The 14,198-nt window shown below is 67.3% G+C and carries 7 protein-coding genes; 2 read left to right on the top strand and 5 right to left on the bottom strand.

The window, feature by feature from the left end:
- Window positions 1-605 precede the first annotated feature (605 nt).
- A complete protein-coding gene (locus FDO65_RS09135; RefSeq protein ID WP_205849864.1) occupies window positions 606-1,040 on the bottom strand; it encodes an FAD synthase family protein in 435 nt (144 codons plus the stop codon).
- Window positions 1,041-1,279: 239 nt separating this feature from the next.
- The gene (locus tag FDO65_RS09140) at window positions 1,280-2,842 is read right to left on the bottom strand and encodes a tyrosine-protein kinase domain-containing protein (RefSeq protein WP_137449001.1); all 1,563 of its coding nucleotides are present in this window, start codon (window positions 2,840-2,842) and stop codon (window positions 1,280-1,282) included.
- Window positions 2,843-3,206: 364 nt separating this feature from the next.
- On the opposite strand from FDO65_RS09140, the gene FDO65_RS09145 reads away from it, so the two are divergent.
- On the top strand, window positions 3,207-4,625 hold the full coding sequence (locus tag FDO65_RS09145) for a flippase (protein ID WP_166442103.1): 1,419 nt from the start codon (window positions 3,207-3,209) through the stop codon (window positions 4,623-4,625).
- Window positions 4,622-5,593 carry a hypothetical protein gene (locus FDO65_RS09150; RefSeq protein ID WP_137449003.1) on the top strand — a complete coding sequence of 324 codons (972 nt, stop codon included), beginning with the start codon at window positions 4,622-4,624 and terminating at the stop codon, window positions 5,591-5,593. Before FDO65_RS09145 ends, FDO65_RS09150 begins: the two co-directional genes overlap by 4 nt.
- 20 nt (window positions 5,594-5,613) lie before the next feature.
- On the opposite strand, the gene FDO65_RS09155 is transcribed toward FDO65_RS09150, so the two are convergent.
- From FDO65_RS09155 to FDO65_RS23055, 3 genes are all read right to left on the bottom strand, one after another.
- Window positions 5,614-6,585 carry a glycosyltransferase family 2 protein gene (locus tag FDO65_RS09155; RefSeq protein WP_240757511.1) on the bottom strand — a complete coding sequence of 324 codons (972 nt, stop codon included), beginning with the start codon at window positions 6,583-6,585 and terminating at the stop codon, window positions 5,614-5,616.
- A 129-nt stretch (window positions 6,586-6,714) separates the two neighbouring features.
- A complete protein-coding gene (locus FDO65_RS09160) occupies window positions 6,715-9,438 on the bottom strand; it encodes a LamG-like jellyroll fold domain-containing protein (protein WP_137449005.1) in 2,724 nt (907 codons plus the stop codon).
- 144 nt (window positions 9,439-9,582) lie between these two features.
- Window positions 9,583-13,962: a PKD domain-containing protein gene (locus FDO65_RS23055; RefSeq protein WP_276606842.1), complete on the bottom strand. Its 4,380-nt coding sequence runs from the start codon at window positions 13,960-13,962 to the stop codon at window positions 9,583-9,585.
- Window positions 13,963-14,198: the final 236 nt, after the last annotated feature.

Consider the following 14,198-nt stretch of genomic DNA (forward strand, 5'->3'; position numbering starts at 1 on the left):
CCGCATGCCGCGCCCTCCGCCCCCGAAAGCCGATTCCGTCCGTCGTCAGTGCCATCTCACCCTCGAATTCTGCTCGCAGTCTCACGCGCGGCCTGGTGACGCAGTGCTGTTGTGCGTCACACCAGAGCGGGAAACTCTCCCCTCGCGATCGGCAGAAGAGTGATCCTCGCCGACCACCCGAATCTACCGTCTGACCTCACTCAGAGCGAAGACCCTGATGGCGTATTCCCCTTTTCGAGTGGCTGTTCACTCTCTGGGGCTCGTCATGAGCGAAACACGATGACCCAGTGTCGATTGAGTCGCCTGTTCCCGCGGTGGACCAGCAGACACGGAGGGTCAATGTGGCTCTGGTCACGCAGAAACGTGGTACTCGGATGGGTCAGGGCGGATGCGAACCCAGCCGGGATGGATGCTCGGGACGCTCAGCGTTGCTGATCGGTGGGGGCCAGCCAGGAGCGTAACCGAAAAAGCCCCGAACGAGGACGAGAGGTCCTCGGTCGGGGCAATCGGAGCACAACGGATGAACAGCCGGTGACTACCGTCGGGCGGTACCGGATCGAGCCTGGTCACGGCTCGGCAAGGATCGGCCGGTGGCCGACCGGCGGTCAGACAGCGGCCGAACGACCCTCGGTCGCGGCGGTCAGCGCCCGCCGCAGCTGGGTGCTCGACGTGTGGATGGTGTACGGGAAGTACTCGATCTCGACGCCGTGCTCGGCGAAATCCTGCTCGAGCCGGATCCCCTTGGGAGTCCCCCGCCAGTCGTCACCCTTGAAGAGCACGTCGAACCGCAGTTCCCGCCAGGTGTCGACCTTGTCCGGAACCACCTCGGCCACCGCGCGGTCCACGACGTCGATGTGCGACACGATCTCCAGCCGCTCGGCGAGCGGGATGAACGGCCGCGCCCCCTTGGTCAGCTCCAGCATCTCGTCGGAGACGACGCCGGCGATCAGGAAGTCACACCGGCTTTTGGCGTGCCGCAGGATGTTGAGGTGACCGATATGGAACAGGTCATAAGCGCCAGGGGCATAGCCGATGCGCACAGTGACTCCAATCAAAAGGGGTAAGTGTTGCAGTCACCCTTCGGCCCCCCATTGGACACCCGAGCGCTACCTTCTGATTGAGAGTAATCGAGTGGACGCCCCAAATGGAGCAGCGTCACCCGGTCGGGCTTAAGAAAGCCCCGGTCTCATCACGAAGCGTGGCGTCCCGTGATGCTCGCTCGATCTGACGTCATATGGCAGTAGCTGGCCGGTTGCGCGCCGTCATCCGACTGCCCGCGTCAGATCTCGCCGTCATCCGAGGGCGCCGCCCGGCGACCCCGGGGCCGGTCGGCCGACGGCGGGGACGAGCGATCGAACGACGATGGCAGGGGGGCGTGTCGCTCTGCGTTCGACTCCTCGACCCTCTTGCCCTTGCGGTTCAGACGGAGGCGCTTCGAGCGGGTCGGCGATTCGGCCCCGTACGTGTTGTACCGCGCCGCTCCATAGGAGGCTCCCCCGCCCGGCGGGACCATGGTCAACACCGACCCGAGATTGCGGGCGCCGACGGCGTCCAGCGACCGCACCGCCGCGGCGATGTCGGCGCGGGAGGTCCTCCCGTAACGGACGATCAGGATCGCGCCATCGGCGAGAGTGGCCGCGATGGCGGCGTCGGTCACCGGGACCAGGGGTGGCGTGTCGATGACGACCATCTCGAAGGATGTGGACAGTGACGCCATCAGTTCGGCCATCACCGGGCTCCCCAGCAACTCCGAGGGGTTGGGCGGGATGGTGCCGCTGGCCAGGAGGGTCAACGGCAGGTTGCCCCACGGCTGGAGCGCGTCGTTGATGTCGACCCCACCCAACAGGACATCGGTCAGTCCGACGGCCCGCTCCAGCTCGAGGTAATCGGCCACCTTCGGTCGCCGGAGGTCCGCCTCGACCAGCAGGGTGCGCCGGCCCGATTCGGCAAAGGCGACGGCCAGATTGGCCGCCGTGGAGGACTTGCCCTCATCGGGCAGGGACGACGTCACGACGAGCGTTCGGACGGGTTCCTGCAGATCCACGAACTGCAGATTCGTCCGCAGTTGCCGAAAGGCTTCGGCCCGGCCCGATTGGGCAGACCGATCCACGATGAGCGGTGAGCGCCGAGCACCCCGGTCGCTGGCGATCGTGGCCAGAACGGGTGCCCCGGTCAGCTCGCGGAGGGCCTGCGGAGAACGCACCGTGGTGTCCAGGATCGTGCGCAGAATGGCGAGTGCCAGGCCGGCGGCCAGGCCCACCACGAGTCCGAGGGCATAGTTCAACGTCTTCTTCGGGGAGACCGGCACCGGGTTCAAGGTGGGCCCGGACACGACGTTGAGAACGACGGTGGGATTGTCGGTTCCCCGGTTCTCGAGCTGCTGGACCATGGTGCCGAAGGTGTCGGCGACGCCGGTGGCGATGGCCAGGGAGGTCGCGGGCGACGATGCGGTCACGGTGGCCGACAGCAGAACGGTGTTCAGATCGGCGGAGGCCGTGATCGACGACTGGACCTGGTCCCGGGTCAGCGCGGGATTTTTCTCGACCACCAGGTCGGACAGCTTCTCACTGGTCAACAACCCGACGTAGGAGTTCACCCGGCGCTGGGCGTACTGGTCGGCCTGCAGGGGTGTTCCGTCCCCGTTCGTCGGGGTGGACGCGAACCAGGTGATCGAACTCTGGTACTGCGGGGTGGCCTTGGCGGTGATCAGCACCCCCGCGCCCAGGCCCAGAACAGCGAGGAGCAGCACCAGCCACCACGACTTGCGGATGGCCCTGCCGTACGCCCGCATGTCCAGCGCGCCGGAGTGCGCCTTGAGCTCGGCGGCAGTGTCGTTCGGCATGCGTCCCCCTCGGTACCACGTACGCCCGATCGGCACCGGACCGGCCACTTCTGCCCCGAACCGGCCCACCCCGGCTCCGGTCGTCCCCTTCACCCCGATAGGAGGAGCTGAACCTCAGCGGAGTCCCGTTCGGCGATGATACTCAGGCAGGTTGATCCATTCGGCTTCCCATTCCCCAGAAGGTCCCTTCAGTGCTTGATCCTTGCGATCCGTCCGCCCGCTCTTCGGGGCGCACCACGGTTCCCAGTCTTCGCGGCCTCCCCGCGCCCGGCGGGGCAGCCACGAGATGAGGGATGCACCGGGTACCGGACGGCCATCGGGCGACGGGGAGCGGTCGGACGCGCACTCGCGGCCGGCTGCGGCCATGGAGCCGGCCGAGATCGAGCGGGAGATCGAGGAACTCGAGCAGACAGATCTCGATCAGGGGCCGGTGTCGGGTTCGACGTCCCCGGCCCATCTCGGCCCGGTCCGAAAGGACCGCAGCGGCGACGTCGCCGGCAACATGCTGGCCACTTTGATCGGCAATTTCTTTCCCCCGCTCGCAATGCTCGTCACAGCCCCGGTGCTGGCTCACGCACTGGGCGTCACCGGGCGCGGCGAGGTGGCGGCGGCCACGGCGCCGCTCCTCCTGGTGCTGACGGCGGCGACCTTCGGCATCCCCCAGGCGGTGACCTACGTCATCGCCCGGTCACCGGCCAGCACCGCCCGGGTCACCCGGATGGGGCTCATCCTGATCGTCGTCGCGGGTCTGGCCGCTACCGGTGCCGTGATCCTCGCGGCCGACTGGCTGTCCGGGCAGCAGAACTCGGTATCCCGGCTGATCGTCATCGCATCCCTCGCGGTCGTCCCCAGCCTGGCCGTCGCCGTGCTCCGCGGAGCGGCATCCGGTCTGCACCGTTGGCGTGTCGTCACCCGCGAACGCTTCCTGTCCGCGGTGTCGCGGGTGGTCCTCCTGGTCCCCCTGGCCCTGACCGGTCTGCTCAACCCCCTGACCGCCACCCTGGTGATCTCCGTCGGACCGCTCATCGGTGCGCTGGCCTACGTGCGGGCCCTGCGGGTCTCGCCGGAGGACATGCACGACGACGAGGATGTGCGGACCGACGCCCGCACCATCCTGAGCTACGGCATGAGGGTGTGGGTGGGAGCCATCTCCGGCATCCTCCTGTCCCGCCTCGACCAGACGCTGATGACCCCGCTCGCCGGTTCCTATGAGCTGGGCCTCTACGTGGTGGCCGCGACGATCGCCGACATCCCGCTCATCATCAACGCCGCGGTCCGGGACGTGACGTTCTCCGCCGACGCCGCCCACGCGACCGACCGGCGCCTGGCCCAGTCGGCTCGGATCTCCAGCACCGCCTGCCTGGTGCTGGCGGTGGCCATTCTGGTGCCGATCGCGTGGTGGCTGCCGCTGCTCTTCGGCCCGGAGTTCTCACCGGCCGTCCCGGTCGCGATCATCCTGGTGATCGCGACGGTGCAGGGCGCCCCAGGGTCCATCGCCGGGGCGGGCCTCGCCGCCCGGGGCCGTCCTGGGCTGCGGAGCACCTCGCTGGTCGTCGCCTGCATCATCAACATCGGCCTGCTCGTCGTCATGGTCCCGTCGCTCGGGGCCATGGGCGCGGCCTGGGCAACGCTGATCGGCAGCTTCATCGCGGCCAACAGCAACATCTTCTTCCTGTGGAAGATCTTCGGTGTGTCGCCCTGGCAGTTCTACGGATTCCGTCGAGACGATTTCCACACCACGGTCCGTTTCGCGCGGCGAATGTTGAAAGGTGTGCGGCGTTGAATCCTCGCAGGCTCGGCTCCCGCATGTACGACGTGGCCGGTTGGCCGGCCGCCGCGCTGCTGCGGCTGGTCGATCGGGTCGACCAGCTGACGGGCTTCCCCTTCACCGAACCGTCGAGGCGCTGGTCCCGAACGTTGAACTGGCACGGACGTCGCATCACCGGGCGCGTCGCCCAACCGTTGTTGCGGATGTCCAATCGCTGGAACCGGCGCAGCATCCTGGGCGACGGTCCACCGATCTCGCTCACGTCCCACGGGTCCCGCGTCACGGGGGCATTCGCCACCATCGAATCCATCGGACTGGGGAGGACCCGGCCGCGGGAGATCGTCCTCTGGCTCAATTCGGCGGCGGAGATCGCTGATCTGGCGCCCGAGCTACGCCGGCTGCAGCGACGCGGCCTGACGGTGGTCCAGGTCGAGAACCTCGGACCGCACACCAAGTACTTCCCGTTCGTCCGCGACCGGTGGGACGGCGCCAGTCCGTTGGTGACGGCGGACGACGACCTGGTCTATCCCGCGGGGTGGCTCGCCCGATTGGTGAGGGCGGCGGCTGATCGGCCGGATGCTGTCAACGCGCACCGGGCCCACCACGTCGAGGTCGACCCCGATGGCGCATTGCTGCCCTACTCCCGGTGGACCGCCTGCCGCTCCGACCGGCCCGAGGTGCGCACCTTCGGCACCGGGCTCTCCGGGGTCTGGTACCCGCCGGCCATGCTCCGCCGGCTGCGGGAGCGGGGTACCGCCTTCGCCGACGTCTGTCCCCGGGCCGACGACATCTGGCTGCACTTCGTCGCCGTCGCCGACGGAATCCCGGTCCGGCAGATCAGAAGCGGGTCACGTCACTTCCCCGTACTGCGGGGGTCACAGGTGTCGAAGCTGCAGGCCGACAACGTCGGCCTGTCCGGCAACGACCGCCAGATCAGGGCGACCTACACCGACGACGTACTCGGTCGGCTGGCCGCCGGTTGACCGGGCGCCGGCCCGCTTCTTCAGCCGGTCGTAGCGGGCGCGGTCGGTCGTGCGTACTCGGTGTACGTGCTGCCGATCGCGCCCCGCACGTAGCCCACGCCCTTCATCATGGTGCGGCGGCCCCGAGCGTGATGCCGCTGGGACCGGGTGACCGTGCCCACCGCCATCCGCACGGCTCCGCCGGCCACCCGGATCGCGCCGCGGCCTGCCATCTCGGCCCGCACCAGAACTCGCCGCGCACCGGGCTCGGCGAGCACGATCGAGGTTCGGCTCCACGAGTTGCCGTAGCGCATCGCCCGCTTCGTCACCCACTGACGGGTGGTGCGAGCGGCGGGCACGTGATCCACCACGATCGCCTCGTCGCACCACACCATGGGCAGACCCGCCCCTGTCAGCTGACGAGTGAACAGAGTGTCCGATCCGCCGCTGAGACCGAACGCCGAGTCGAATCGGAGGCCTGCGTCGCGGATCTTCGCCAGGTCCAGGAGCAGGTTGTTGGTCGCCGCGGTCTCGATCCGAGTCCCGGTCGGCATACGGCGCCGCTCGAAAAACCCCCCCGCGGCGATCCATGGATCCAATGAGCCGATGAAGTCGGAGATCACCGGCCCGACCACCGCCGCTGGACGATGGGCCCGGTAGGTGGCCAGGAGGTCTCGCAACCAGTTCTCGCTGGGGGTCTCGTCGTCGTCGATGAAGATGAGGAGATCATCGTCGGGAGCCTGGTCGAGAGCATGGTTGCGCGCCGCGGCGATTCCCGCCTGTGGCTCGATCGAGTACGAGATGCGAGGGTCGCCGATCAAGTCGACGACGGGGCGGGCGGCGCCCTCCGGGTCGTTGTCGACCACCAGCACGCGGCAGGCGTCGGAGACGGTCTCGATCTGGACCAGGATCAGGGGCAGGGTCGCCCGCAATTCCTCCAGACGCCGGTAGGTGACCAGGGCGACGACCACGGAGAGCGCGGTGTCTTCCCCAGGCCGGTCCGAAGTGTTCACGTGTGGCTCCGCCTTCTGCTGGCTGATGTGCGACATGTCATTCCATTCACTACAGGATCTCGGAGCCGAGACGGTCGGTCCGGTTCGGGCGCCGTCGCGCCGAGGCTGGGTCGTCGACCACCGCGCCGGTCAGGGTGCCGCAGCGGCACCGACGGTACGACTGGTCGACGCCGTTCCTCCACGGTTGTCGGTCACCGTCAGCGTGACCGTGTAATCCCCCGGGGTGTCGTACGAGTGCCGAGCGCTCTGCCCACTGCCTGAGCTCCCGTCGCCGAAATCCCACCGATAGGTGGCGATCGAACCGTCCGGATCGGTGGATCCGGACCCGTTCACCGCGACGTCCATATAGCTCAGGGCCATCGCGAAATCGGCTGAGGGCACGATATTGGCGGGGCCGGTTCCGGAACCCAGGGCGTAGTGCTCCTTCACCTGGTCCGCCGTCAGGACCACCGGGTAGACAGCGGCCTCGTCCAGTGCCCCGGCGAAGTACGAGCTGGTCGACCCCCAGGTCTTGTCGCCACCGATCCGCCAGTAGCCGGTGTAGTTCTGGGCAGCCGTCTGCTTGTTCGTCCCGGCGATGGCGCCGTCCACGTACAGCTTCATCCCGTCCGGGCCCTGGGTGGCCACGACGTGATGCCACTGACCGTCGTTGTACGCCTTGGGTGAGGTCACCTTGTTCTGGACGCCGGTGTATGTGCCGAAGACCAGCCGCCCGTCATCCTGCATGTAGACGTGTCGGTCGTAGCTGCCCGAGAGCCCTTGCTGAGCGGAACCGAAACCGATCAGTTTGCCCCCACGAGAGGTGGCGGTCTTGAACCACAACTCTGTGGAATACACGCTGGGCGGAAGTGTCTGCGTGCCGGCGACAACGGTTCCGGTAGCGCCATCGAAGGTGCTGGCGGTGTTGCTGTCACCACTGATCGCACCCGCGGCGCCCCGGGTCACCGCCGGGCCGACGGCCCCGTCGTTGAAGCCGGCCCAGTCGTACGCGGTGGTGCCGGACGCCTCGCCCAGGCGCCAGAACAGGTTCGCTCCCTGGTCCTTCACCGCCCGCGAGTACGGACTCAGCTCCGGCCCGTCAGCCGGCACGGTGACGGAGACGGTGTCGCCGCCGACCTGGTTGCCGTCCTTGTCAGTCGCGAAAACTCGGTACCGGTAGTCACCTGGGGCCAGACCGGTGTCGGTGAACCCGAGCGACGGCCGGTCCCAGTAGGTCGACGTCGCCGTCGTCGTATAGACCGGGGCCGCGGTGTTGCTGTTGCGGACCACCTTGTAGGTCAGGTTCATGTCGTCGCGGTCCCAGTTCGCCGAGAACGCCACCCGAACGGTGCCTTTCGTCAGCGAAACGAGACTTGGCGTGAACTTGGAACCGGTGAGCATCGGACCGGACTTCCCCGGGGCCGGCGGCTTGGTGGCAAAGCGGACCAGACCCTGCTGACCGGTTCCGTTGACCTGCGGGAACTCGCCACCGACCGAGATGTACTGGCCGGACCCGACGATGTTCCAGCCGGCCTGGTTCTGCCCGCTGACGGTCCCGGTCTTGAAGTCCGGGAACCAGTTGATCAACGACGGGCTCGGATTGCCCTGCCAATTGGTGTACCCGTGCGGATCCGATCCGATTGTTCCGGTGACCCCCTTCGAGAAGGCGAGCGCGAAACGTTGATTGGTCGACCATGGGTTCGACTGGAAGAACCCGCCGATGTTGCCGCAGTAGTGAGCGTGGCTGGTCGTGTACACCGCCGCGCTGGTCGCCCACACCGAATACGTGTCCCCGTGACAGTCCTCGATCCACCGGATCTCACCGCTGATCGGATCCACGGCGAAAGTCCCCTCCAGATTCCCCCCCGCACCGTAGTGATACCCCGTCCCGTACACCGACGACCCGTCGGTGGACAAACTGGTGATCGCCGCATTGGGACCCGCGTTACGCACCTTCTGATTGGCCGCGAAAGGCAACAATGCCGACGAGCGTATGTCCACCGCAGCCAATCCGTACGCTGGACTTCCGTTGATGTTCTGGAACCCACCGCCTAGGACGAGTCGACTCTTGTCCGGCGACAGGACCATCGCATTGACGGTGTAATCCGCCTGTGGCGCCCAGGTGGTCAATGCACCGTTGTCGGCCCGGAACGCGGCCAGCCGGGCACGGGGCTGACCGTTGGCCGCCGTGAACTGTCCACCGATGTACACCGTGTCATTGGTCGCCACAATGGACTTCACCCGTGATCCGACATTCACATTGAATGTCGTGATCAGCGCACCCGTCGTGGCGTCGAAAGCCGCCACCCGGTTTCGCGCCGAACTACCACCCACCGTGGTGAATTCACCTGCCGCGTAGATCCGCTGACCGTCCGGCGACGCAGCGACGGCCAGAACCTGACCGTTGAGGGCCGGCGGCACGAAGCCCGTCTTCAGGGCGCCGGTGGTGATGTCGTAGGCCAGCAGATTCGCCCGCGGCGTCAGGTTCGTGCCGGCGGCCGCACCCGCCGGACGCGCGTTCGCGAACTTGCCACCCGCATACACCGTGTTACCGATCGTCGCCTGCGACCACACCATCCCGTCGACCTGCACCGTCGGCAACGCATCCGCCGTCACCTGGTCGGCGGTCGGGCTCAGCACCGGACTCTTCCCAGTCCCCTGGTCGGCGGCCGCCGCCACAGCGGGAGGGACGACGACAATGGATGCCACGGTCAGCATCAGCGACGCGGCAATCGCCCATCCGCTCTTCAGGCGAGAGCGAGCAGCAGATCTGGGCATTGAGATTCCCCCACAGTCAGGTCTACGGCTAGCGAACCCGGACCCCGCGGCTTCACTCGATTGGCCTAGCGTAGACAACGCGGAGCGACACAGCAACGCCGAGGGGACAGATTCAGCCGGCCGAGTACGCCATGTGGGACTCCTTCGCCACGGTCGGTGCAGCGAATGACCACCCAACCGCAGCTGGCCCGGTCGACAACTCCGACCGGGCCAGCGCACCGCGACATCAGATCGAACGGCTCACCCAAGCGGGATGGTGGTGATGGTGAGGTTGTCGAACGAGGCCACCACCGGAGCATTGGTCGCCGTCCCCGCCAGATACGCCTGCAACCCCACCGCACCCGGACCCTGCAACACCGACTCCGCATCCGTCACCGTCGACTGCCACCCCGCCGGCTCGGCCGCCGAGCTCTTCCACACCTTCGCCGACAACGTCGTGGTCCCCACACCCTGCGCCTGGAACCCCAACCGCAACACATCACCCGGAGCCCACGTCATCCCCGACACCGTCTGCGTCCGCAACACCGTCTCAGTCCCATTGACCACCTTGGCCAACTGGATCTGCACCGACGACGGCTGGATCCGCACCTTGAACCGGTAATCCGAAGTCCCCACCCGACGCACCGCAACACTGGTGTACGTCCCACCACCCGTGCTCGCCTTGTCATACGTGAAATCCACCGTGCCCCGCAGATCCGACGCCGACACCGAGTTCAACCACGCCAACGGACCCGAACCCGCCTTCGCGATCTGCAAATTCCCCGTCCCATTGGCCACCGAGAACTGCGACGCACTCCCATTCAGAGTCCACGCACCACCGGTCTCCGCCGAACCCAAACCACCGGACACCGCCCGACCGAACGCATCGGACACATACGCCGTCGGCGTCGCCGGATTCGACACCGTCACCGACCTCGTCACCGTGTTCGTCGCACCCTGATTGTCAGTGACCGTCAACGACACCTGATACGTCCCCGCCGCCCCATACGTGTGCGACGCCGTCCGACCAGTCTCCGCAGAGTTGTCACCGAAATCCCACGCCCACGCCGACACCGAACCATCCGCATCAGACGACGACCCACCATCAAAACTGGCCGCCAAACCCGACACCGTCTCCGTGAACGCCGCCACCGGCGCCTTGTTCACCGGCGGCGGAGCCGTCACCGTCACCGACTTCGACACCGACGACGACGCACCATCATCATCAGTCACCTTCAACGTCACCTGATAAGACCCAGCCGACCCATACGTATGCACCGCCGTCGCACCCGAATCAGAACCACCATCACCGAACGACCACTCATACGACTTGACCGACCCATCAGAATCCGACGACCCCGTCCCATCCACCGTCGCCGTCAAACCCGCCGAGGTCACATCAAACGCCGCCACCGGCGGCGCATTCGGCGGCGGCGCCGTCACCGTCACCTGCTGCGACGACACACCCGTCAAACCCTTGTCATCGGTCACCGTCAACGACACCGTGTACGTCCCCGCCCCGGCATACGTATGCGACGCCGTCGCACCCGAACCCGACCCACCATCACCAAACGACCACGCCCAAGACTTCACCGATCCGTCCGAATCCGACGAACCCGAACCATCCACCGACAACGACAGGTCCTGACTGCCAGAGGTGAAGGATGCCGTGGGCGGACGGTTGGGCAGGGCTCCGGACTGGCCGAGCGCGTAGTGGTCGGCCACCTGCTGCGCGGACAGCACGGATGGGTAGACGGCGGCCTCGTCCAATGAACCGGCAAGGTAGGAGCTGGTCGATCCCCAGGTGCGATCGCCGCCGATCCGCCAGTAACCGTCGTAGTTCTGGGCCCCGGCCTGAGGATTGGTGCCCACCACCGCTCCGTCGACGTACAGCTTCATCCCGCCGGCACCCTGGGTGGCGACCACCTGGTGCCAGCGGCCGTCGTTGTAGCTGGCGGGCGAGGTCACGAGATTCTGGACCCCGGTGTAGGTGCCGAAGACCAGCCGTCCGTCGTTCTGCATGTAGACGTGCCGGTCGTAGCTCGCGGACAGACCCTGCTGGGCCGAGCCGAACCCGATCAGCTTGCCGCCCCGCGCAGTGGTCGTCTTGAACCAGACCTCGGCCGAGTACGTCGTGGGATTGCTGAACTTGTTGTCGGACGTCACCACCCCGGTCGTCCCGTCGACGGTGACCGCCGCATTGTTCACACCGGAGAGGGCCCCCGCGGCGCCAAGGGTGACGGCGCCTCGGTAGGTACCCGAATTCAGCTGCCGGCCGGAGTCGGCCGCGGTGACGCCACTGGATTCGGCCAGACGCCAGTAGAGAGTCGGCGCGTCGCGATAGACGGCAGCACCGTAGGCGTCCGCCGGTGCGGCAGGCACCGGGGAGACCCGCCCGGAAGCGACCCATTGGGCGATGACGTCATCGGGACTCAGGGCCGTCGGGTAGATCGACACGTCGTCGATGTCACCGATGAAGTAGTCCTTCGTGGGCCGGGACGCCCAGCCGCTGAGGTTGTCGCCGCCGATCCGCCAGAAACCGGGATAGACGGCCCCGGTGGTGGTGTCGGTCCGTTGGCCGACCTGCACACCGTCGACGAACAGCGTCATACCGTTCGGGCCGAGGGTCGAGACGACCTGATGCCACTGGCCGTCGTTGTAGCTCTTCGGGCTGCTGAGCACCCGCCGGGTGCCGCCGGACGAGACCCCGAAGGTGAGCTTGCCGTCGTTGGTCATGTAGACGTGTCGATCGGTCGTCACCGAGGCGCCGGCCGGCAACCGTCCGAAGCCGACGATCCGACCGCCCGACGTGGTGGTCGTCCGGAACCAGGCCGAAGTGGAAAACGTGGTCGGTGCGGACTGCAGCGAGGGGGCCGACACCCGACTGTCGGTCGTGCCGGTGAAGGTGCTCGCCGTGTTCGGATCGCCGTTGAGGGACCCGGGCGCGCCCCGGGTCACCGCGGTCCCGACCGACGCGTCGGAGTACCCCGCCGAGTCGTAGGCCCAGCTCCCGGTTGCCTCACCGAGCCGCCACAGACTGCTCGCGCCCTGCTGCCGCACCGTCGTGACGTAGTCGGTCGGGCCGGGAGGCGCGGTCGGGACGGTGACGTAGGCGGTGTCGCCGGCGACCTGGTTGCCGTCCTTGTCCAGGACGTAGAGGCGGTAGCGGTAATCACCCGGCGCGAGGCCGGTGTCGGTGAATCCGAGCGACGGCCGGTCCCAGTAGGTCGACGTCGCCGTCGTCGTATAGACCGGGGCGGCGGTGTTGCTGTTGCGGACGACCTTGTAGGTCAGGTTCATATCGTCGCGGTCCCAGTTCGCCTGGAATCCGACCCGGACCGTGCCCGGACCCTGGACCACCAGATTGGGCACGAATTTCGATCCGGTCAGGACCGGGCCCGACTTCCCCGGCGCCGGCGGCTTCGTCGCGAACCGCACCAGACCCTGCTGACCGGCCCCGTTGACCGTAGGGAACTCCCCGCCGACCGAGATGTACTGGCCGGACCCGACGATGTTCCATCCGGCCTGGTTCTGCCCGCTGACCTTGCCCGTCTGAAAATCGGGGAACCAGTTGATCAACGACGGGCTCGGATTGCCCTGCCAATTGGTGTACCCGTGCGGGTCAGCGGTGATCGTTCCGGTCGCGCCCTTGGAGAACGCCAGCGCGAAGCGCTGGTTGGTCGACCACGGATCAGACTGGAAGAACCCGCCGATGTTGCCGCAGTAGTGAGCGTGGCTGGTCGTGTACACCGCCGCGCTGGTCGCCCACACCGAATACGTGTCCCCGTGACAGTCCTCGATCCACCGGATCTCCCCACTGACCGGATCCGCGGCGAAAGTCCCCTCCAGATTCCCCCCCGCACCGTAGTGATACCCCGTCCCGTACACCGACGACCCGTCGGTGGACAGACTGGTGATCGCGGAATTCGTCCCTGCGTTGCGGACCTTCTGATTCGCCGCGTACGGCAGCAGCTCCCCGGTCGTCGCATCGATCGCGGCCAGACCGTAGGCCGCGGCCCCGTTGATGAACTGGAAGGCGCCGCCGACGATCAGCCGGCTGCCGTCCGGCGACAGCACCATCGCGTTGACGGTGTAATCGGCGGTCGGCGCCCAGGCGGTCAACGCGCCGTTGGACGCCTGGTAGGCCGCGAACCGTGTGCGGGCCTGACCGTTGGCGGAGGTGAACTTGCCCCCGACGTAGACCGTGTCGTTCGTCGCGACGATGGCCCGGACGGATGACTTGATGTTGACGCTGAACGTGGAGATCAGCGCACCCGTCGTGGCATCGAAGGCTGCGACCCCGTTGCGGACGGTCGATCCGCCGACCTCCAGGAAGTCGCCGCCGGCATAGACGCGCTTGCCGTCCGGCGAGACGGCGACGGCCAGAACCTGACCGTTGAGGGCCGGCGGCACGAAGCCCGTCTTCAGGGCCCCGGTGGTGATGTCGTAGGCCAGCAGGTTCGCCCGCGGCGTCTGATTGGTACCGGCGGCCGCACCCGCCGGCCTCGCGTTCGCGAAGCTTCCACCGGCGTAGACGGTGGTGCCGATCGTCGCCTGGGACCAGACCATCCCGTCGACCTGCACCGTCGGCAGGGCGTCCGCGGTGAGTTGATCGGCGGTCGGGCTGAGCACCGGACTCACACCGGGAGGCTGGTCCGCCGCCCTTGCCAATCCGGGCAGCCAAGCGACAAGCCCGGCGAACACCAGAACGGCCACCACGAAGACAGAGACGGGTCGCCGACTGACGGTTGACCACTTCATTCGACGACCACTCCCCCGGTTGTCCGCAGCTCGTCCTCACCGAAGGTCGACTGCAGTCATCACTCTTTCGGCGCATCGTAATCGGACAACCGGTAGCGAAACAAGCCTAATGGGTG

Origin of the sequence: Nakamurella flava (assembly GCF_005298075.1) — a bacterium.
GTDB lineage: Bacteria > Actinomycetota > Actinomycetes > Mycobacteriales > Nakamurellaceae > Nakamurella > Nakamurella flava.

What these genes read in the sequence shown, in the direction of transcription:
- FDO65_RS09140 (WP_137449001.1), bottom strand. Translation starts at nt 2,842, where the DNA reads ATGCCGAACGACACTGCCGCCGAGCTCAAGGCGCACTCCGGCGCGCTG.
- FDO65_RS09145 (WP_166442103.1), top strand. Translation starts at nt 3,207, where the DNA reads ATGGAGCCGGCCGAGATCGAGCGGGAGATCGAGGAACTCGAGCAGACA.